28 protein-coding genes and 1 pseudogene are annotated in these 19,616 nt (G+C 61.9%); 19 read left to right on the top strand and 10 right to left on the bottom strand.

Features of this window, described 5'->3' with window-relative positions:
• Positions 1–27: 27 nt before the first annotated feature.
• The 5 genes from ACFWO3_RS19075 to ACFWO3_RS19055 are packed head-to-tail and all read right to left on the bottom strand — an operon-like array spanning position 28 to position 3,612.
• Positions 28–474: a hypothetical protein gene (locus ACFWO3_RS19075; protein ID WP_378580640.1), complete on the bottom strand. Its 447-nt coding sequence runs from the start codon at positions 472–474 to the stop codon at positions 28–30.
• 14 nt (positions 475–488) lie between these two features.
• Positions 489–1,466, bottom strand: a complete 978-nt coding sequence (locus ACFWO3_RS19070) for a TIGR03557 family F420-dependent LLM class oxidoreductase (RefSeq protein ID WP_378580868.1) — start codon at positions 1,464–1,466, stop codon at positions 489–491.
• A gap of 48 nt (positions 1,467–1,514) precedes the next feature.
• Positions 1,515–1,994 carry a hypothetical protein gene (locus ACFWO3_RS19065; RefSeq protein WP_378580638.1) on the bottom strand — a complete coding sequence of 160 codons (480 nt, stop codon included), beginning with the start codon at positions 1,992–1,994 and terminating at the stop codon, positions 1,515–1,517.
• A 59-nt stretch (positions 1,995–2,053) separates the two neighbouring features.
• Complete coding sequence (locus tag ACFWO3_RS19060) at positions 2,054–2,461, bottom strand: heme-binding protein (RefSeq protein ID WP_378580636.1); 408 nt, start codon at positions 2,459–2,461, stop codon at positions 2,054–2,056.
• An 8-nt stretch (positions 2,462–2,469) separates the two neighbouring features.
• Entirely contained in the window at positions 2,470–3,612 is a 1,143-nt protein-coding gene (locus ACFWO3_RS19055) for a glutathione-independent formaldehyde dehydrogenase (protein ID WP_378580634.1), read from the bottom strand.
• An 86-nt stretch (positions 3,613–3,698) separates the two neighbouring features.
• Here ACFWO3_RS19055 and ACFWO3_RS19050 point away from each other — a divergent pair, with 86 nt between their 5' ends.
• From ACFWO3_RS19050 to ACFWO3_RS19015, 8 genes and pseudogenes are all read left to right on the top strand, one after another.
• Positions 3,699–3,956 (top strand): hypothetical protein, encoded by a 258-nt coding sequence (locus ACFWO3_RS19050; RefSeq protein ID WP_378580632.1) that lies wholly within the window; start codon positions 3,699–3,701, stop codon positions 3,954–3,956.
• Positions 3,957–4,041: 85 nt separating this feature from the next.
• Positions 4,042–4,434, top strand: coding sequence for a hypothetical protein (locus tag ACFWO3_RS19045; protein ID WP_378580630.1), 393 nt, complete (start codon positions 4,042–4,044; stop codon positions 4,432–4,434).
• A 61-nt stretch (positions 4,435–4,495) separates the two neighbouring features.
• Positions 4,496–4,939, top strand: a complete 444-nt coding sequence (locus ACFWO3_RS19040; RefSeq protein ID WP_378580628.1) for a helix-turn-helix transcriptional regulator — start codon at positions 4,496–4,498, stop codon at positions 4,937–4,939.
• A 10-nt stretch (positions 4,940–4,949) separates the two neighbouring features.
• A complete protein-coding gene (locus ACFWO3_RS19035; RefSeq protein WP_378580626.1) occupies positions 4,950–5,357 on the top strand; it encodes a VOC family protein in 408 nt (135 codons plus the stop codon).
• A 96-nt stretch (positions 5,358–5,453) separates the two neighbouring features.
• Positions 5,454–6,114: pseudogene (locus tag ACFWO3_RS19030) on the top strand (DedA family protein).
• A 47-nt stretch (positions 6,115–6,161) separates the two neighbouring features.
• Positions 6,162–7,199 carry a sensor histidine kinase gene (locus ACFWO3_RS19025; RefSeq protein WP_378580624.1) on the top strand — a complete coding sequence of 346 codons (1,038 nt, stop codon included), beginning with the start codon at positions 6,162–6,164 and terminating at the stop codon, positions 7,197–7,199.
• Positions 7,190–7,864 (top strand): response regulator, encoded by a 675-nt coding sequence (locus tag ACFWO3_RS19020; protein WP_378580622.1) that lies wholly within the window; start codon positions 7,190–7,192, stop codon positions 7,862–7,864. Before ACFWO3_RS19025 ends, ACFWO3_RS19020 begins: the two co-directional genes overlap by 10 nt.
• A 61-nt stretch (positions 7,865–7,925) precedes the next feature.
• Positions 7,926–9,017 (top strand): serine hydrolase domain-containing protein, encoded by a 1,092-nt coding sequence (locus ACFWO3_RS19015; protein WP_378580620.1) that lies wholly within the window; start codon positions 7,926–7,928, stop codon positions 9,015–9,017.
• 24 nt (positions 9,018–9,041) lie between these two features.
• On the opposite strand, the gene ACFWO3_RS19010 is transcribed toward ACFWO3_RS19015, so the two are convergent.
• On the bottom strand, positions 9,042–9,416 hold the full coding sequence (locus ACFWO3_RS19010) for a DUF4186 domain-containing protein (RefSeq protein ID WP_378580608.1): 375 nt from the start codon (positions 9,414–9,416) through the stop codon (positions 9,042–9,044).
• Between the two features lie 80 nt (positions 9,417–9,496).
• Here ACFWO3_RS19010 and ACFWO3_RS19005 point away from each other — a divergent pair, with 80 nt between their 5' ends.
• Positions 9,497–10,309: an ArsR/SmtB family transcription factor gene (locus tag ACFWO3_RS19005; RefSeq protein WP_378580606.1), complete on the top strand. Its 813-nt coding sequence runs from the start codon at positions 9,497–9,499 to the stop codon at positions 10,307–10,309.
• Between the two features lie 8 nt (positions 10,310–10,317).
• Here ACFWO3_RS19005 and ACFWO3_RS19000 read toward each other — a convergent pair whose 3' ends face one another.
• The 4 genes from ACFWO3_RS19000 to ACFWO3_RS18985 all read right to left on the bottom strand — a co-directional run bounded on the left by ACFWO3_RS19000 (position 10,318) and on the right by ACFWO3_RS18985 (position 12,188).
• Positions 10,318–10,554: a hypothetical protein gene (locus ACFWO3_RS19000; RefSeq protein ID WP_378580604.1), complete on the bottom strand. Its 237-nt coding sequence runs from the start codon at positions 10,552–10,554 to the stop codon at positions 10,318–10,320.
• Positions 10,555–10,625: 71 nt separating this feature from the next.
• Positions 10,626–11,189, bottom strand: coding sequence for a maleylpyruvate isomerase family mycothiol-dependent enzyme (locus ACFWO3_RS18995; RefSeq protein ID WP_378580602.1), 564 nt, complete (start codon positions 11,187–11,189; stop codon positions 10,626–10,628).
• Between the two features lie 3 nt (positions 11,190–11,192).
• Complete coding sequence (locus tag ACFWO3_RS18990; RefSeq protein WP_378580600.1) at positions 11,193–11,636, bottom strand: VOC family protein; 444 nt, start codon at positions 11,634–11,636, stop codon at positions 11,193–11,195.
• A 90-nt stretch (positions 11,637–11,726) separates the two neighbouring features.
• Positions 11,727–12,188: a MarR family winged helix-turn-helix transcriptional regulator gene (locus tag ACFWO3_RS18985; protein WP_378580866.1), complete on the bottom strand. Its 462-nt coding sequence runs from the start codon at positions 12,186–12,188 to the stop codon at positions 11,727–11,729.
• 76 nt (positions 12,189–12,264) lie between these two features.
• On the opposite strand from ACFWO3_RS18985, the gene ACFWO3_RS18980 reads away from it, so the two are divergent.
• From ACFWO3_RS18980 to ACFWO3_RS18935, 10 genes are all read left to right on the top strand, one after another.
• Complete coding sequence (locus tag ACFWO3_RS18980; RefSeq protein ID WP_378580598.1) at positions 12,265–13,140, top strand: alpha/beta fold hydrolase; 876 nt, start codon at positions 12,265–12,267, stop codon at positions 13,138–13,140.
• A gap of 384 nt (positions 13,141–13,524) precedes the next feature.
• A complete protein-coding gene (locus ACFWO3_RS18975; protein WP_378580596.1) occupies positions 13,525–14,277 on the top strand; it encodes a thioesterase family protein in 753 nt (250 codons plus the stop codon).
• A 220-nt stretch (positions 14,278–14,497) separates the two neighbouring features.
• Positions 14,498–14,911 (top strand): hypothetical protein, encoded by a 414-nt coding sequence (locus ACFWO3_RS18970; RefSeq protein ID WP_378580594.1) that lies wholly within the window; start codon positions 14,498–14,500, stop codon positions 14,909–14,911.
• 176 nt (positions 14,912–15,087) lie between these two features.
• Positions 15,088–15,519, top strand: coding sequence for a pyridoxamine 5'-phosphate oxidase family protein (locus ACFWO3_RS18965; RefSeq protein WP_378580592.1), 432 nt, complete (start codon positions 15,088–15,090; stop codon positions 15,517–15,519).
• Positions 15,520–15,629: 110 nt separating this feature from the next.
• Positions 15,630–16,121: a pyridoxamine 5'-phosphate oxidase family protein gene (locus tag ACFWO3_RS18960; protein WP_378580590.1), complete on the top strand. Its 492-nt coding sequence runs from the start codon at positions 15,630–15,632 to the stop codon at positions 16,119–16,121.
• On the top strand, positions 16,118–16,279 hold the full coding sequence (locus tag ACFWO3_RS18955) for a hypothetical protein (RefSeq protein WP_378580588.1): 162 nt from the start codon (positions 16,118–16,120) through the stop codon (positions 16,277–16,279). The genes ACFWO3_RS18960 and ACFWO3_RS18955 overlap by 4 nt, the downstream gene beginning before the upstream one ends.
• 64 nt (positions 16,280–16,343) lie before the next feature.
• A complete protein-coding gene (locus tag ACFWO3_RS18950; RefSeq protein ID WP_378580586.1) occupies positions 16,344–16,649 on the top strand; it encodes a transposase in 306 nt (101 codons plus the stop codon).
• Positions 16,650–17,338: 689 nt separating this feature from the next.
• On the top strand, positions 17,339–18,319 hold the full coding sequence (locus tag ACFWO3_RS18945) for a cyclase family protein (RefSeq protein ID WP_378580584.1): 981 nt from the start codon (positions 17,339–17,341) through the stop codon (positions 18,317–18,319).
• Between the two features lie 74 nt (positions 18,320–18,393).
• A complete protein-coding gene (locus ACFWO3_RS18940; protein WP_378580582.1) occupies positions 18,394–18,918 on the top strand; it encodes a carboxymuconolactone decarboxylase family protein in 525 nt (174 codons plus the stop codon).
• A gap of 391 nt (positions 18,919–19,309) precedes the next feature.
• Positions 19,310–19,531: a hypothetical protein gene (locus ACFWO3_RS18935; protein WP_378580875.1), complete on the top strand. Its 222-nt coding sequence runs from the start codon at positions 19,310–19,312 to the stop codon at positions 19,529–19,531.
• Positions 19,532–19,616 lie beyond the last annotated feature (85 nt).

Below are 19,616 nucleotides of genomic sequence, written 5' to 3'. Positions count from 1 at the left end.
CCGGCGGTGACGGCGTTGTCGACCGAGTCAAGAGAACCTACAGGGTTGATCTCGAGTGGGGTCACTCGCAAGCGCGATCATCATCTGCACGCATGGCTCGTGGCCCACCGTGCCTGACAGGTGGCCGACGTTTCCGTCATCGTCGGGGAGGCAGTTCTGGTCCTCCCCGAAGTGAACCTCGCCCGGCCCCATTTCGAGGCGGGTGCCGTCCTGCGTCTGAACGAACCAACGACCCGACAGCGGGACCACCCATTGCGGATGCGGATTGGGATGCCAGTCCCCCACCCATCCGACGGGAAGCACCGAGAAAGTGACCGAGGCGATGCCTTCGTTCAATTTGTTCATCCACTGGTCAGCGACATCCGGACCGACGCTGTCGAGCGTGAACGCTTTCATCGTGCAATGGTGAATGCGACTGTGCCCGTCCGAGCCGATGTAGACGTGTGGATACGAGATCGTGGGGGTTTCGCTCATGGTGTCAACTCGCCTCACTTCTGTTTCCGTGGCGTCAGATTTCGGACTTTGTGGTCGAGTTCACGCTGGTAGAAGTCGATGAAGCCGTCGGGATCCGGGCCTGCGTTCTGCATCACGAGATGATCGAAGCCCGCATCGACATACTCCTGCGTGACATCCACGTAGCGTGCGGGATCGGGGCCGCAGGCGAACTTGCCGCGTATGTCGTCCTCACGCACAGTCGTGGTCGCCGCGGCGAAGTTGACCGGGTTGGGTAGCTCGCTCATCACCTTCCATCCGTTCAGTGCCCAGCGCGAGGTGTCCAGTGCCGCTTGTGCAGCGGAATGCTCGTCCTCCGCCCAGGCCATCGGTACCTCGGCGTAGCGTGGGCCACTACCACCGGCCGCATGAAACTTCTCCACGATCTCGGCCTTCTGTTCGGTAGCGAACAGCCCATCGCCCAATTCCGCGGCTATGCGCGCCGACACCGCTCCGCTGGCCGCGACGGCAATGACCGGGGGCTGGTCCGGCAGATCGAACACCTGCGCGTCGTCCAAGCTCAGATGCTTGCCGTCATAAGAGCGGTAGCCGCCGCTCCACAACAATCGGATGATTTCGAGCGCCTCGCGAAACCTTTCGTGACGAGTCCGAACGGCATCGGGGAAGCCCTGAGCGACGACATGCTCGTTGAGCCGTTCACCGGAGCCGACACCCAGAGTGAACCGACCATCCGAAATCAGCGCGAGTGTGGCAGCTGCCTGGGCGATGATCGCCGGGTGGTACCGCATATGGGGACAGGTCACGCCGCTGACCAGCTCGATGCGCTCGGTCTTCGCCGCCATCGCACCGAACACGGTCCACGCGAAAGGCGAATGTCCCTGATTGTCGAGCCACGGGTGGAAATGATCACTCATCTCCACGAAATCGAAGCCGGCTTTCTCCGCCAACACCGTCTGCCGAACCAGCTCACCGGGACCGAAAGCCTCAGCGGCAAGTTTGTAACCAATCTTCATCATTCGCTCCGCTCGTCGGTCGGTGCAATTCAGCCCAGAAAATCGACGTCACCGCGATCGACGTGGCACGGCGGTGGACCACAAGGTCCAAGCGACCAGCACCGGCTGGAAAAGTAGTCGGGCGAATCGCATCGCGTCGTTGTTGAGACCGAAACCATCTCGCTTGTGGATGAATTGAGCGATGTTCCCTGGGAACACAGCGATGAAGAACATTGCGACCAGCTGCCCCACGAGGACCCGATCGCGGGTAAGCAGGGCAAGACCGGCACCGAGCATGATCTCTACCCCACCCGATGCCATCACGACGCCGTCTTCGTCAAGCGGCACGGACTTGGGCACCTGGGCGCGGAACGTTTCACGTGCCCAGAACAAGTGACTTGTGCCAGCGAGCACGAGTACACCGGCCAGTGCAAGACGTCCGACGGTACGGGCGGGCGTCGACGGCGGGACGGAAGGTAGTGTGGTTCTCGCGAACTGGCGAGCGAGTGGTCCGTCGCCAGGACCTTTGCGGTTGTCGATTATTCGCATCGCGTTTGCTTCCTATGATGATGAAATTGCGGAGGCACAGGAGCCGTCGTCCGGCTCGATTACAGTGCTGCTGCGCCTGCTTCAGCGACCGCTTGGTCTTGTTTCCCGGTGCCTCCGCTGACTCCAATCGCGCCGATGACCTGACCGCCGCGCTGAAGAGGAATGCCGCCGGCGAAGATCATGACCCGGCCGTCATTGCTGGCTGCAATGCCGTAGAACTGCTCACCCGGCTGACTGTTCTCGCCGAGCGCACTGGTCTCGGTATCGAACGCACGGGCCGTCCATGCCTTGTTGATGCTGATGTCGACGCTGCCAATCCACCCACCGTCCATCCGGATATGGGCAACAAGATTGCCACCCGCATCGACGACAGCAACGTTCTGTGGTTGTCCGAGCTCTTCGGCCTTGCCCTGCGCCGCATCGATGATGCGTCGAGCTTCGGCCAACCCGATGGTGTCGTTTGTCATGATTCTCCTCAGCCGTTGGTCGGGTTCAGTACGACCTTCGTCCAACCCCTTTCGCGATTGTCGAAGTCCCGGTATGCAGTCGGGGCGTCGGCGAGCCCGAGGTTGTGCGACACCAACCGCGACGGTGTCGCCTTGCCTTGATGGATCAGATTGCACAGCCTGCGGTTGTACGCCTTGACATTTGCCTGACCAGTGCCCATGCTCTGTCCCTTGAAGAAGAACTTCCCGAAATCGAACGCCAGCTGGCCGTTTCGGGCGAGCTCGTCCGACGCGCCCGGGTCCTGCGGCAGGAATACTCCGACCACTCCGATTCCACCTGTCGGCTTGACCACCTCGACCAGGGCATTCATAGTCATGTTGGGGCGCTCGTTGCCCTCGACGTCGTGGGCCTGATAGCCGACCGCCTCCACGCCGCGATCGACTCCCCGCCCCTCGGTCGCCTCCATGATCTGCTCGACCGGGTCGCCATCGTTGGCGTCGATTCCCACCGCGCCGAACCGTTCGGCCAATTCGAGCCGCTCGGGGATATGGTCGATCACGAACACTCGGCTCGCCCCCTGCAAAACAGCCGAGTATCCAGCCATCGTGCCGACTGGACCGGCACCGTAAATCGCGATGGTCTCCCCGGGTTCGAGTTTCGCCAACCTGGTTCCGTGCCAACCTGTGGGGAAGATGTCGGACAGCATCGCGTAGTCGTTCTCTTTCTCGACACTGTCTTCGGGGAGAACGAGTGCGTTGAAGTCCGCATGCGGCACCTGAAGGTATTCGGCCTGTCCGCCCCGATAGGGACCCATATCGGCGTAGCCGTACGCGCCGCCGGCAGCCGGGGGATGGATGCTCAGACAAAACGCGGTCAGGCCCCGCTCACAGTTGTTGCAGAAACCGCATCCGATGTTGAAGGGCAGACACACACGTTGGCCGACTTGAAGATTCTGAACCCCTGTGCCGACCTCGACGACCTCGCCCAGATTCTCGTGACCGAAGACCGAGCCTGGTTCTATGTCGGTGCGGCCCTCGTACATATGCAGGTCCGACCCGCAGATGTTGGTGGCTGTCACTTTGACCACCACATCGGTGGGCTTCTCGACCGCGGCGTCCGGAACATTCTCCACCGACACATCTTTCGGGCCGTTATAGACCAAAGCGCGCATCTTCCGCTCCTCCGATCGGCTACGTCCCGCACCGCTTACCCCTGACGGCTGTACGTAAACAGACAGCGCCAGTCATTGGAGCCACGGTGCTGGCACCCGTTCGTGCCCTCGACCTCGGCCGGGCGGCCCTGACCGGCTTCAGCGGCGGGCTGCTGACCATGTACTGGAGAACACCGGGTATGCATGACATGGGCTCGATCCGCCCCACCCAGGACGGCACATCCGTCGCCAGGGACTTCTGGATGTTCGGCATCGGCATCGCACTGCTGGTCGATCAAGTAGGACGGTGTAGCTCGTGCCCATCGAAGAAGCCGGTGCATTCTGCCGACGCGCACGATCAGTGAAATCGGTAGCTCGACCCACGATGTTGACTCTCCTCGGATAGCGGCGTGTACTGGATGTTCGGGGATTATTTCTTCTGGAGTTGCCATGGTTGTCATCGGTTTGATCATTCTGATCGCGGCAGTGATCGTCGGTGCGGCGGGCGTCATGACGAACAGCGGTGACGCACACGCGCTTACCAACGACTTTTCTATTTTCGGGTACGAAGCCACTGGTTCGACGGGCATGTTGTTTCTTTGGGGCGTAGTGGTCGGCGCAGTGGGCATGTTCGGCCTGAGCGTTCTCTTGGCCGGTTCCCGTAGAACTGCTCGGCGCGGTCGTGCGGCCCGCCACGACCTCGAACATGCACGCAGTGACGCAGCACCGATCAACACGGACCACCGCGACGTTCGGCCAGCCGGGCCGACCCGGGGACGCAGTTGGCGCCATCCCTTCGCACACGATTCCGGCAATCCGTCGACCATGAGTGGGCACGCCTGATCCGTGGTGACGGCGTGGAAACGGTTCCACGCCTCGGTGCGGACGTGCAACGATGCAGCGTATGGCACCCGATCAAGCACAGGAACAACGGTTGCGCGACATCACCGCGATGCGTCATGTCCGCGACCACATCGATCGGGAGTACGCCGAGCCGCTCAGTGTCGAGACGTTGGCGCGGGGTGCGCACATGTCGGTCGGGCACCTGAGCAGGGAGTTTCGCCGCGTCTACGGCGAGTCCCCTTATTCGTATCTGATGACCAGACGCATCGAGCGCGCGATGACCCTGCTTCGCCGCGGAGATCTGAGCGTCACCGAGGTGTGCTTCGCGGTGGGGTCGTCCTCGCTCGGCACGTTCAGTACGAGATTCACGGAGCTGGTCGGTGTCCCGCCGAGCGTCTATCGTCGCGACCACTCTCAGGCGGGGCACGGCATCCCGCCGTGTCTCGCGAAACAGGTCACCAGACCGGTCAGGAATCGAGAAGCGCGTGGACCTAGCCATGTCTAGCGTTGTGGACATGAACATCACCATTCATTACGCCTTCCTCCCGCACACCGACGGCGAGGCCGCACTCGGGTTCTACCGCGACACCTTGGGGTTCGAGGTCCGCAAGGATGTCGGCTACCAGGACATGCGCTGGATCACCGTCGGCCCCGTCGGTCAACCGGAGACGTCCATCGTGCTGCACCCGCCGGCGACCGATCCGGGTGTCACCGACGCCGAACGCCAGACCATCCTCGAGCTCATCGCCAAAGGCGCATACACGGCGGTCACGCTCGCAACGGACGACCTGGACGGGCTTTTCGAGCGCCTCCAAGCGGCCGGCGCCGATGTGGTTCAGGAACCCATCGACCAGGACTACGGCGTCCGCGACTGCGCATTCCGTGATCCCGCCGGCAACTTGATCCGAGTCAACCAGCGCTGATCGCCCTAGCCCCTGTGGAAATCCGCAGGGGCAAGCGCTGGAATTCGGCGGATTTCCGCAGTGAATTGCAATCCTGCACTTCATAGCGTTCGACGTATGAACTTTTCACTCGCAATGTCACAAGCCGAAACCGGCGACCTCGGGGGCGCAGCAGGCGTCGCAATCCACCTCATGGAAACGATCGGGGCCCCAGGAGCTGGGATCGCGGTGGCGGCGGAGAATCTGTTTCCACCGATTCCCAGCGAGGTGATTTTGCCTCTTGTGGGATTCGCGGCCTCGCGCGGTGACATCTCTCTCGTAGCCGCGATCTCTTGGACCACGATCGGGTCCGTGATGGGCGCATTGGTGCTGTACGTGGTCGGCCGTATGTTCGGCCGTCACCGAATGTACGCGGCCATAGCAAAGTTACCTCTGGTCACCACAACGGATCTGGAACACGCCGAGGATTGGTTCGCCCGTCACGGAACCAAGGCAGTTCCTCGGAAGGATGGTTCCACTCGTCCGAAGCCTGATCTCGATTCCCGCTGGTGTCGAAGCAATGCCAGTAGGCACGTTCCTGATCCTGACCGCTGCCGGAAGCGGGATCTGGAACTCGGCCTTTGTCCTCGCCGGCTATCTTCTCGGCTCCAACTGGGCTGCCGTCGAGCCATACTCCGACCTCTTGCAGAAGCTCGTGATCATCGCCGCAATCGGGGCCATGGCCTTGTTTCTCGTCCGCCGTCTGCGAAGCCGACGTGAACGTACAGTCACATCGTGACCGTGTTTCGATCCATTGGACGCCCGCTCGGGAGATCTCTTCGGGCCGTGATTGGTACAGCGGTCGGCATGGTCGGCGCCCTCACCGGCGCGGCGTCCCTGACCAATCGGGAAGCAGCACGACGGTCGGTGCGGCAGGACCGCAGTCGCCTAATGACCTGGTTCGGGGCCGACACTGTGTTCGACCTGCCGGACCGCGATCCGTCCGGATACCTCCTCGTTCGTCTCGCGTACGGCCCCCTCCTGGGTGTTGTCATGCTGCTCGTCCTGATCGCCGGAAGTGGGTACGCGGGTTGGAGCGTCGTCCTGCTTCTCTCCGGACGTATCCCTCTCGTCGATGGCTTCGTGTCGCTGATCGTCGCCGCGATTGCGATCTACCTGGCCATACGCCTGGCCGTGCTGACCGGTCGATGGGATGTCCAGTTGGCGTTACGAACTCTCGGCAGCGACGAGACCGTCAGGCGGGTACACGAACTTCAACGCACCCGAGCGGATGTGGTCGCGGCGATAGACGACGAGCGCCGTCGGATCGAGCGTGCCATCCACGACGACGTTCAACAGCGCGCGGTGGCCCTGGCACTCGAACTCGGGCGTGCGCGGCGAAAGGCTCAGCAGGGCGACGACGGGCTTCTCGACAACCTCGACACCGCAACTGCCCAGGCGGGGGCACTGCTTACTCATTTGAGGGAAGTCGCGTGGCGGATCTATCCGGCGACACTCGACGAACACGGTCTCGTCGCCGCGTTGGAAGGTTTGTCGGCGCGCACCTACTTGCCGGTCGAGTTGGATCTACGAGTCGACGCCGAGCCGCCGCTCGAGGTGGCGGCGGCGGCGTATTACGTAGCGGCCGAATCCGTTACGAATGCGTCCAAACATTCGGGCGCGGAAGTTGTCACGATCGCGGTGAATGCGAGTACCCGCGCAGTCACCATTTCGGCTACAGACAACGGAATCGGTGGCGCTGCCCCTTCAGGATCCGGACTGACGAGTCTGCGTCGTCGAGTGGCTGCTCTCGACGGCACGTTGTCCATTTCGAGTCCATCGGGCGGCCCGACTGTCGTGGAGGCGCGCATCCCATGCGAATAGTGATTGCCGAGGACTCCATCCTGCTGCGGGAGGGTCTGTCGCGGCTGCTCGCCGACGAGGGACACGAAGTTGTCGGGGGTGTCGGTAACCCGACAGAACTCCACCATGTGGTTGCCGAGAAGGATCCGGATCTCGTTTTGCTCGACGTGCGAATGCCCCCGACTTTTTCGACGGAAGGGATCGACGCTGCACTGCGATTGAAGGCCGAACAGCCGCGACGGGCAGTACTCGTCCTGTCTCAATATGTCGAGCACCGCAATGCGATCTCCCTACTCACCAGTGGGTTGGGAGCAGTCGGGTACCTACTGAAAGACCGCGTATCGGACGTCGGCGCCTTCCTTGCGGATCTCGAACGCGTCGCCGCGGGCGGCACGGCGTTCGACCCCGAAGTGGTCCGTCAACTGCTCACGAAGACGCGAAACGGCAACCCGCTCGCGATCCTCACCGAGCGCGAACGCGACGTGCTCGAGACACTTGCGCAGGGCCTCACGAATGCGGGTATTGCTGTCCGGCTGAGCATGTCGGTCAGCGCCGTGGAAAAGCACGTCAACTCGATCTTCACCAAGCTCGGCCTGGACCGCGATTCGGACCACAGCCGGCGCGTGCACGCAGTTCTGCTGTACCTGGAGAACACCAATCGGTACGGCCGTTCCAGCACCGACTAGCGCACGAATACTGCGGATAACCGCAGTGAAGCCTGCGCACTGCAGCAATAACGTCGTCGATATGACACCTCGGACTCGACCCACCCGCTCACTCGCCATCGTTGCAGGAGTTCTTGTCGGGAGCCTTTTCACCTCCAATACATCAGCTCTGGCAGTCGGCAATGAGCAGGTTCTGGAACTCCTGGTCGCTGCACCGTCGGACACCTCGGCCACCGTGCTTTCGGTGGACGAGCGCACTTGGACCGAAGGCTTTCGTGACTCGAACGCGTCGACACCGCCGACGGGGGACGAACACTTTCGAATCGGCAGCATCACCAAGACATTCGTCGCCACGGTGATCATGCAACTGGTCGAGGACAATCGGATAGAACTGGACGCGCCCGTCGGGCGGTACCTGCCGCATGTAGTGCCGGGTGGAGATCGGGCTACCGTCCGCCAGATTCTCCAGCACACAAGCGGGTTCCCCGATTACATGAAGTCGGATGGTTGGTCGACCAACCGCTGGCGAAGTGAGAACCGATTCCAGGACTACAGCCCCAAAGAACTACTGGCCCAAGCATTCGACCAAAACCCCGAGTTTCCTGCAGGTGAAGGTTTTCACTACTCGAACACGAATTACGTGATCGCCGGCCTGCTCGTCGAAGCAGTCACCGAGCGTCCCTACGAGACCGAGATCGTGGAACGCATCCTGAACCCGTTGACGCTGGAGAACACCAGCTTTCCGGGCTCCGACCCGTCGATTCCCACACCGACGATCCGCGCCGTCGGAACGCTGGACGACGGCCGCCAAGTCGACGTCACCGAACAGAACGAGACACTCGATTGGGCTGCAGGCGAGATGATTTCGACTACGTCGGACCTCTCCGAGTTCTTTGATTCACTTCTGGGCGGGCGACTACTCACTGCTGCGAGCCTCGACGAAATGCGCACTACCGTACCGATGGGAATGGGGTTTCGGTACGGACTCGGGCTCGAGAGCTTCGATCTCCCATGCGGCAAGCAGATTTGGGGTCACGGCGGCCAGCTGCTCGGATACGTCACCTATGCGTATCGCGAAGATGACGGGCGCACTTTTACCCTCCTACAAACATCCGGCGCCGACGACGGCTTTCTTCGATTCGCCGCCATGGCCACCGCGGCGTACTGCCGGTAACTCGATTGGCGTCGAAGCTTCTTCTCACGGGGGCGGACTCTTCGGTGCGTATTGCCCGACAATCCATCGACAAATCGCCTCCACGACGTACTCGCGCTCGTCGGCGTCCAGTTCGTGGCCGGCGGGGATGTGGTGCCACCGGGAAAGGCAGGTGCGGCAGCAGGTGGCGGTGGCGTGTTGCGCGACGAAGACCGGGTGTCCGCGGTACGGGGTTTGGCGGCCGTCGTTGCGTGGCTCGGCAGGCGCAAGTCTGCGTGCAATCAATTGTTCGGCATGCCTGCGCACGGTCGCAATTCCTCGCAGATCGACGATGGCGCGGTCCCGTCCACGCAGCCTGAACTTGGCGCGGAACGCGTGCTGCCCGATCCGGTGCAGTCGTGCGTCCAGCTCGTCCACCATCGCCACCTTCGTATCGAGAAGTCCCCCATTAGGGTCTCACCCGTTGCAATATGCAGTCATATGCCTGCATAATTGTCGGCATGGATGCGGACGCGGTGTTCAAAGCGCTTGCCGACCCCAGTCGGCGGCGCCTGCTCGACATGCTCCACGAGCGTTCGGGGTTGACGTTGGGTGAGCTCTGCACGGAGTTGGACATGCGTCGGCAGTCGGTGAGCCAACACCTGGACCTACTGGAGGCAGCCAACTTGGTGACCTCGGTACGGGCGGGACGGCGAAAGCTTCACTATTTGAATGCCGTGCCGATCCACGACGTCCGGCGCCGCTGGATCTGGAAGTTCGAAGACCCACACCTGGATGCCCTCGACTCGATCAAACAACGCGCAGAGGAACCGATCATGACGAACACAGCTCCCGATTACGTCTACACCACCTACATTCGCGCGACGGCGGAGAGAGTGTGGGAAGCACTCACCGACCGAGAGCTCACCAGCCGATACTGGGGGCACGCGCAAGTGTCCGACTGGACCGTCGGCAGCAGACTCGACCACGTCCGCGACGATGGGTCGGGCATCTCCGACGTCGCGGGGACCGTCAGCGAGGTCGACAGACCACGCCGCCTGGCGTTCACGTTCGACGACCCACAGCGCATCGACGATCCGACCTTCGAACCGAGCCTTGTCACCTTCGACATCGACTCCCACGAAGACATCGTCAAACTCACGATGACTCACACCCGCATCAGAAGCCGCGCCGACCGCGATTCGTTCAGCCAAGGATGGCCGGCCATCCTTGCGAATCTCAAGACCCTTCTCGAGACGGGAGAGGTTCTGCCGCAAGCGCCTTGGGAGTTTCACGCCGAAGAGCGTGCCGACCAGATGGCGAAGAACGGCTGACGAACGGTTCAGTCCTCGGGAAGCTCTTTGAAGGCCTTCTTCGTGTTCCGGTACCAGCCCAAACCTGACACCGGACGCTTCCACCGACCCTGCATGTCCTTCAGAGCGGGCTCGTGCGCCGTGTCGCCCTTTGCGACCATTTCTTTCAGGTGACTGTCCTGTGCGTGGATGATGTCATCGGCCTTCTCGGCGCTGAATGCCGTGTCACACGGACCGCCCAACTGTTTGCAAGTCATTGTTTTCATGTCCACAACGCTAGGCGGGTTCCCAGAGCCGGGCTTCTCGATTCGTGATCGGTTTTGCCACGATCCGCGACTCAGCGCCGCCCCCACGCTGCGAGTACCCGCTCGGTGAGACCGGTGCCGCTCGGATCTGTTTCCGGGCCAAGGGCACCGGGCGCCCTCAGGATCGTTCGGACGGGCTCTCCCCGATCCAGCAGGAAACGACCGAGTGCCGGCTCGATCTCGACTGCAGGATCAGTGATCGAGGCAATGTCCCACGCGTGAATTACCAGCTCCTGCACCCGCATCACCAGTAACGTCGGCGCGTCCACATCCTGCACAGGGTGATGCAGAATGATGCCGTCGTCGCGATGGCGTACGAATTCTCGCCTCAGTGCCTGCGCAAGGTCGTCGTGGGACTTCCTCGGATCATCTCCCAGGTGCTCCGCCGTACGACTCCAGACGATCTTGGACGGATCACCGTCGGGAAAGTAGTTCGTGTAGCGGATAGCTCCTCCGAGCACGTGATTCGCCACGTCATGGGTGCTCCACCCCGGACACCGACTCGGCTGCGACCCGATAAGACGTTCCGCGGACAGCAGCTGTCCGAACACCCCGGTCGCGCAATCGAGGAGCTGCAGATCGTCATCAGAGATCACGAGTCACGAACCACCCTGCCACCGACGAACAAATGCTTCTCGTTGTTGCATGCCCACAGCCTCGAGGAGAACTCCGGAGGCCAAGGCGTCCACGTATCCGAAGTTGCGGCCGTAGCCCCGTCCGTCGAAGAAGCTCTCACCTCCATGGGCAGCCCAGCTCGCCATTGTCCGGTCGAGGCAGTTTGACCACCAACCGATGTGGTGAAATCCCGGCTTCTCCGAGTACCAGGGCGATCCTTCGACGCTGCTGACGAGCTCGAAGTGCGGATGCTCGGTCGAGAACACCAATGTGTAGGGCCACGGTCCCAATTGGGATTCGGTCGGCTCGCCCCAGCTCACACCCACCATCCGGGTCAGCTCGTCCATCGCTGCTGTCAGGTCAGGGACGGTGAAACACACATGGTAGAAGCTGGATTCCTCGAGATCATTCGCTTCCGTTTCAGTCACGGTCAAGGGCCTCCTTATCCGATCTGCGGCAACTGTCGCTGCCCGTGATACACCCGTTCATCTTTCCGCTCGCGGGGAGTGTCGTGCCACTTACTGCTCCTCGATCTCGTCTCTGGCGCTGCCGAGGGCTCGCTGCATATCGGACAGAAAGTTGTCGATCGTCTCGCGCTCCGGTGCGCTGTACTTCCCCAGGGCAGTTGTCGCGTTCGCGATGGCCGGTCCGAAGAATGCCCAACCCATTTCCATGGCCTCGGGGGTGACATTGATCAACACACTTCTGCGATCGTGGTCGTCACGCTGGCGTCGCAGGTGCCCGGATTTCTCCATGCGATCGATCAGAGAGGTGACCGATGCTGAGGTGAGGTGAAGCTGCTCTCCCAGCCAAGTCGGGGTTGCGGCTTGGCCGCTGCGCCCCGCGTCCAGCAGGCAAATCAGCGCTCGGACGTCCGTTGCGTGCAACCCGTGCAACCGTGCGAATTCGGTTCCGAGTAAGTGCAGTTCGACCGCTAGTGCGCGCAGGTGGTGCACCGTCTCCATCGCGATTTCCTCCATAGACAAGTGTGCGTCGACACTTTACTATCTCGAATCACCAAGTATCTCGGTACATCGAATTACCTTTGGAGTTCGCATGCGCACGACTACTGCCGATTTCGCCGCCACGCCCGACGGCTCGGCCTTCTATCGCGCCTACGATCGCGTTCTCGACAAGTGGCCCGTCGATGTCACACGTCTCGATCTCGCCTCGGAGTTCGGGACGACCCGCGTGAACGTATGCGGTCAGGTGGATGCCCCGTCGGTCGTTCTCCTACCTGGAGCAGGAGCTACGTCGACAGTATGGTTCGCGAATGTGGCTGCACTCGCGAACCACTACCGGGTCTACGCAGTCGATCTGATCGGCGATGTCGGTCGGAGCGTTGCCAACGGAACACCTGTGCGAACGGTTGACGACCTCATGAGCTGGCTGAACACTGTCACAGCGGCCGTCGACCTGAAGGAGTTCAGCCTCGTCGGCCACTCGTACGGCGCAATGATCGCACTCGCATACGCACTACGTGAGCCCGACAACGTCAGATCCCTGGCGCTACTCGACCCGAACTCTTGCTTCGCCAGAATGCGGACGTCCTACCTTCTCCGCGCCGCACCACTCCTCCTGCGTCCCACCGCGAAACGTGAACGCAACTTCATTCGGTGGGAAACCGATGGGCAACACGTCGACGAGGACTGGCTCGATCTCCTCGCGTACGGAGCCGCGCACTATCCTAAGTCGAAGACCGTTGTTCCTCAGCGTCCCAAACGAAATGCTGTCGAGCAGATGTCCCTCGACACGACCGTCATTCTCGCAGGCGACAGCAAAGTACACGACAGTGCGCGAGTTGCAGCCAACATCGGGCCGATTCCACGGATTCATACTGTTCTCGTGGGAGGAGCGACCCACCACACCATGCCAATGGTACCTGTAGAAGCGTTGAACGCTGCCCTGATCGACGCCCTGTCGGAGCAGTAGCCCCCGCGAACCGGCAGCGCTACATCCTGCCGCGGTGTTCATCGAACGCCGAGATCGAACTCGCAACGTCTCAATGCTGCGCCTTGGCGGTGATCCCGCCATCGAGTTCTGCCGACGAGCCCAGATGACGAGCGACGAGCTCTTGGCCTTGGTCGGCTCCGGAGCACTGACACACTCGGCATTGGGCCGTAACGGCGCGCCCAGGACCTGCATCTTCGGTCACACGGCGATAGTCACCGCTAGTGTCACCAACACCGCTCACTACGGAGGGCAGCTCATCGACGCGGACGATGCGTCAACCGATTGCGTTTCCGACTGTCCGACAGTTCGTTCGACGGGGGAATTCAGATGGTCAGCTTTTTCACCCAACACGGGGATCATCTCGTGTCGGAACCATTGGCCGTCAGCCCGTGGTCACCGAACCAGCTCAGCGGCACTGGCATCTGCGGTCTTCTCGCACGCCAGCTCGAAACCCACAGCCGGCCCGATTTCGTTCCCGCACGATTGACCGTGGACCTGTTCAGCCCCGTGATCAACGAACCGATTCAGGTCCGCAGCGAAGTCGTCCGTGAGGGAACGCGAATCACGGTCGCCGATGCCTCCATCGAGCAGGACGGAAGAATCCGGGCCCGCGCCTCCGCCTCATTCCTGATCATCGGCGCCGAACCGGAAGGCAAAGTGTGGTCACCCGTTCGGGACCTACCCATGCCGCCTACTGGATGTCTATCGCCGGACGGCGCACCGCCATTGTTCAAGAGTGGTGATCACGAGTGGACACACGATTTCACGGCAACGCAGAATCCCCACCGCAAGACCACATGGCAGAGCCTCCCTCCGCTCGTGACCGATGAAGAAATTTCACCGTTCCAACGGGCTGCGGTAATCAGCGACGCCACAAACCTCGTATGTCACTGGGGCTCCGAGGGGGCCGGGTACATCAACACCGATGTAACACTCACCCTCTCGCGACTTCCGCTCGGCTATGAGCTCGGACTACGTGCCGAGAACAGGGTCTCCCGCGAAGGCATCTCGGTCGGAACGGCCACGCTCTACGACCGGAGTGGAGCGCTCGGCACCTGCGTTGTCACCACCATGTCCAATGCGCGTAGACAGATCGACTTCACAGGCAAGACCTAGTTCGGTTCACCTCGATCGATCGAAATTTTCCCGATGCCAGACCGTTTCACCTGCGAGAATGCGGATCACTGTTAGACAGTTGACGTTTCGTGTCGAGTTTCCTGCTGACCACCGCTGCCGAAGCGGGTAGCGTGCCCGACGGCGGCTTCTGGCCGCATCGCTACGGGAGTACGACCAACAACTCCGCTGTCAGCAGGGCACGGAAATGGAAGGTGTACATATGAAGAACGTTCAGCGTGCAGTAATCACATCCGCCATGATTCTCGGGATGGCCGGCGCAGGCAGCGCGACCGCCCTCGCTCAACCGAGCACAGGTTCACTCGGCGGAGACGGCGCAGACATCAAACTGTCTCAAGGTCTCATCGCCGGCCCTGGTGGCTGTTCCGTCGAGGTCGAGAACGTCGGCACCGAAACCGCTGAAGGTGTCAATGTGAGGTCTGTCGGTTTCTCGGGCTATAGCGAGGATCTCGGCACAATCGAGGCCGGCGAAACGGTGACAGCTCAATTCATCGATTGCGCGCTCTCACCGTTCCCGATCCCGTTCATCGGAACCACCACCAACGGCGACGCGAACCTGACCGACAACTTCGTACTCGTGAATCCACCATCCGGTGACGCGGAGGGGACCGGGTAGCGTCATCCTCGAGCGGCCGTTCGCGCTCTGCCGAATCCAGGGCGCGACGGTACGGCCACTCATCTGAGGACTGGTGCTGCTCGATGGTCATACGCTGATACCACTACGGTGCGCTCGAATCGTCCTATGAGGCATAGTCTCAAAGCCTGACGGCTTGAGAAGTGTTACTGTCCCCCATGCCCAGAACCTTTACCGAAGCAGAGCGTGAAGCGTTCCTCGCCGATACACATGTCGGCGTGCTGTCCGTGGCAACCAACAGGGCCCGTCCCCCCGCAAGCGTCCCGATCTGGTACGACTACACGCCGGGTGGGAACATTCGGGTGAATACTGGTTCTTCGAGCCGCAAGGCAAAGCTCATCGAGCAAGCTGGCGCGGTGACCCTTGTAGTTCAGCGTGACGAGGTGCCGTATCGGTACGTGGTGGTCGAAGGCACCGTCGTAGACACTACGATCCCCTCACCGATGTCCGAGAGAGAAGCTATCGCGGCACGGTATCTGGGGGCGGATGCCGGTCGCGAGTTCGCACGCCAGATGGATGGATACACCAGCGTTCTGTTCACGATCCGTCCCGATCGATGGTTCACTGCCGACTTCAGCGACGAGTTCTGACTGAGCACGGTCACACGGTCGGCTGCCGCCACGATGTCGAGAATGTGTAGCGAGTTCCGTCCCAGTCGAGAAGGCGATCAACGAGGTCGAATCTGAATCAGGGAGCGCACATGAACCGCATAGAGATCGAACGCGAGCTTTCCGATGCTCGCGAGTTGCTCGACTCGTCTTCGGCGGCCCACCTCGCCTACAACGGGGCAGACGGCACACCACGGGTGATTCCGGTCGGGTTCTGGTGGACCGGAGAGCAGTTCGTTGTCTCGACAGCTTCGACGGCGCCGAAGGTCAGCGCGCTGTCGGCCCGTCCTGAAGTAGCCCTGACCATCGACGGCGGCGACACACCGGGCGATGCGCGGGCCCTGTCGGTTCGTGGTCGGGCGGAGATCACCATGGTCGACGGCGTGGTCCCGGAGTATCTGGCCGCCGCCCGTAAGGGCATGGACGCCGAAGCTGCAGCAGTGTTCGAGGAGAACTGCCGCACGATGTACGACCGGATGGCGCGCATCGCAATCACCCCGCACTGGGTACGCTTCTACGACTTCAACGCCGGTCGGATACCGCGCTTCCTGCAAGAACTGGCAGAGAAGAATCTGCCGAGTTGACCACCGACCTGATCGCGCCTCTGACCTTCGCTGAGGCGATGACAGCGGATCGTGGACCCACGTTCGACGGCATCAAGATCGGACGACCGGCCACCGGTGCGCTCATCGATGCCGGGCACTCGACCCTGTCCGACTTCCCCTCGGATCTCGATGTCTGAGGTTCCCCCCGGGTGGTGGACACCGACATAGCGGGATCGAAGGTTCCGCTGGAAGGATGTCCTCATGTCCCGCAAGCGCAGGTCGTTCACGACCGAGTACAAGGTCGAGGCCGCCCACCGGGTGATCGATTCCGGCCGCACCATCGCCGAGGTCGCCCGCGAAGTGGGCGTCAACGAGGCCCTGCTGGGCCGGTGGACGGCGGAGGAGCGCCGTCGTATCGAAGCCGCGGCAGTCAGCGGTGAGGAACCGTTGACCGCCGCCGAACGCACTGAGTTAGCGCGCCTGCGCAAGCAGGTCTCCGAGCAGGAGAAAGACATCGCGTTCCTGAAAAAAGCGTCGGCGTACTTTGCGGCGAATCAACAAAAGTAGAGCATTACTTGTTGATGGCCGCGGAGTACGCGATGGCAGAGCGGCGACATCCGCATCGTCGCACTCGTGCCGGTGGGAATGTGACAGGTGGCCGCGGTGGTTCTCACGCACTGCTCGGCACACACCTGGCCAGGGGAAGGAGTTCGGCTACTCCCAGTTCGGCGGCTCGGAAACCATTGTCCTGCTGCAAAACGGACTTTGACGTGCAGATCGACCCCGACGAGAGCGCCCGGCTCGGTCATCACATGCCGCCGGAGAACACGCTGGACCGACCTCGCCCGCTCATGGAGGCGGCAAGGGTTTCGGAGCCCCCTTCACGGGGTAGCCGTGGGTGGTCTAGGAGGGAGGGCGTCATGCGGGCAGCGGTTTTGCCTGAGGTTGGCCGGGCTCCAAGGTGGCCTTCGCCGAACTAGATGGACAAGCAGTCGACGTGCGAGTCGCTGGCTGTAACGCCGTTCTCCAGCTGGCATCGGGCGCAATGGGCGCAGCCGTTATTGGCTTGGTCGTGCCGTGACGGCGTCCTATCTCGATTTCGACGCGGTGCCGATCGGCGGCGGGCTGGTGGGCGATGCCCATGCATCTACGACTCACCTACGTTGCCGTCCGGATCAGCCGCGGCCGATGGCGCCGAGAGCGCCGTCTCCGATTGACCGGGCCGGAGCCGACGTCTTCATGAAAAGGAGAGACTGATGACTGATGACCTCGCATTACTGGAGGACTACATCCAGCGCTGCTCCAACTGGGGCCGGTGGGGTGCCGAAGACCATCTGGGCACCGTCAACCTCATTACCCCGGAAAAGGTACGCGAAGCCGCAAGGCTGGTGAGAACCGGTAAGACGATTTCGTTGACCATGCCCTACGACGAGGGCGGCCCGCAGACCGGCAACCTCGGCAGGCATAATCCCCACCTGTACCAACTCGCGTCGGGACCGGGATATCTTACCGGTGAGCAACAGAGCGTGGAAACCCCGACGATGACCAAGTGGCGAGAATCCTCCGGGCAACCCGCCAATGCTCTCTACGACGACGTTCTGGTCATGCCCACTCAGTCCGGCACTCAGTGGGACGCACTGTGCCACATCTTTTGGCGCGGTCAGATGTACAACGGGTATTCGGCCGCCGACGCTGGGACAGGTGGGAGCCGCACCAATGGCGTGCAGCACTACACCGGCAAAATCATCACCCGCGGTGTATTCGTCGACGTCGCCGAACACCGTGGCGTCGACAGCCTCGAACCCGGCGATGCCATTACCGTCGACGAGCTCGAGAAGTGCTTGGCCGCCAAGAAGCTGGAAATCAGGACCGGCGACGCGCTGATCGTTCGCACCGGCTTCATGGCCGCTCGACGCGGGAAGTGGCAAGACTACGCCGGCGGGCCGGCGCCGGGACTGTCGCTGCATACCGCTCCGTGGATTCGAGAGCACGACATCGCCGCTGTCGCCACCGACACCTGGGGAGTCGAAGTGCGGCCCAACGAGATCGACTGCTGGCAACCATTTCACGTTGTGTGCCTCACCCACACCGGCCTGGCCATCGGCGAGATTTGGGACCTCGACGGCCTCTCCGAAGACTGCAAAGCCGATGGGGTCTACGAATTCATGCTGTCGGCATCACCGCTACCGCTGACCGGCGCCTCCGGCAGCCCGGTCTCGGCAGTGGCGATCAAATGAATCCACCCCCTAGGCATCTGATACGCCGGACGCCCACGAACAGGGCCCCGACCAACGAAAGGACGGACCGCACCATGGCTTTCATTCCCCTGCCCGACCCGGCTGGCATGTCCGATACGCAACGAGAAGTGTACGAGCGGTTTCCCGCCAACCTGGTACGCGGCATGCTGTGTGCCACGCTTGAAGTCGCCGACGCCTATGAACGTCTGGCCACCGTTTTCCCCAAGGCGTCACTGGAGCCCAAGCTCCGTGAGATGACGATCCTCCGTGTTGCAGCAGTCTCTGGCAGCGCATACGAGCGCATGCAGCACATCGACTCCGCACACTCGGCCGGGGTCACCGACGCAGAGGTCGCTGCCCTGGAATCGGGTCGTTACGACGAACTGACTAACCAAGAGGCGGCCGTTCTTCGGTTTGTGGACGAGTTGATCGACACGCCCAAAGCCGCGACTACCCGTAAGGCGGCACTGCAAACACTCGGCGACGTGAATCTGGCGACCCTCACCGTGCTGGTCGGCTGTTACATGATGACCGCCCGCTTCGTGGAAACTCTCGACATCGAACTCGACGACGCTCCAACGAGTTGGGATAACACTTGACCTAAGCCTCAATCCACCGAACCGGTGATTTGAGCGTGGCGAGTTCCGTTGTGGGGCTTTGGGCGGTGTGTGGGCGTGGGTGATCGTCCGACCTCTGCTGCCGGATTGTTCACCTGGGTCTTTCACGTCGCGGGCGGGCAGGAAGGAACCTGTTAGGCGATCATCGGCTGGGTGCGGCCGAACATCGTGTCGAACAGGGTGTTCCAGGCTGTTTCCCATGGCCAGCCTGTCGGTAGTGCCCCGCGTTTGAAGTCGTTGGACGGTGGGCTTTCGCGAGGATTTGTTCGGCGGTTTTCGTCCAGACGAATGGTTGAGCGCGTGGGTTCCAAGCGCTACCGCCGCAACAATAGGCTTAGCCGAGATCGCGCTGCTGTCAAACGGCGGAGCAACGGTGATCCGCGCCGGCGGATTCTGGTTCTTCCCGTGGCTGATCGGCGTTATCTTCGTCGTCCTGGGAGTTGCGGGCGCGGTCTCACTGTTGACCACCCGACCTACCGTTGCCGCACCTCACGTCAACGACATCGCGACCTACGCGGGCCGCAATCCGCTGTATTGCGCCGCCTACTCGCACGTTCGGGACGTTGACGTCGGAGACGTCACGCCAGTTGTATGAGGCCATGACGTTGGTGACACCGGTATGGAGTCGGGTCGCTGGCGGCCGGTTTCCGGCGGTGGTGTGGGGTCGATGGTAGTTGTAG

This window comes from Rhodococcus sp. NPDC058521 (assembly GCF_042719695.1).
GTDB lineage: Bacteria > Actinomycetota > Actinomycetes > Mycobacteriales > Mycobacteriaceae > Rhodococcus_F.
Note: the sequence above shows the minus strand (reverse complement) of the source record. Positions and strands in the feature narration are given on the sequence as shown.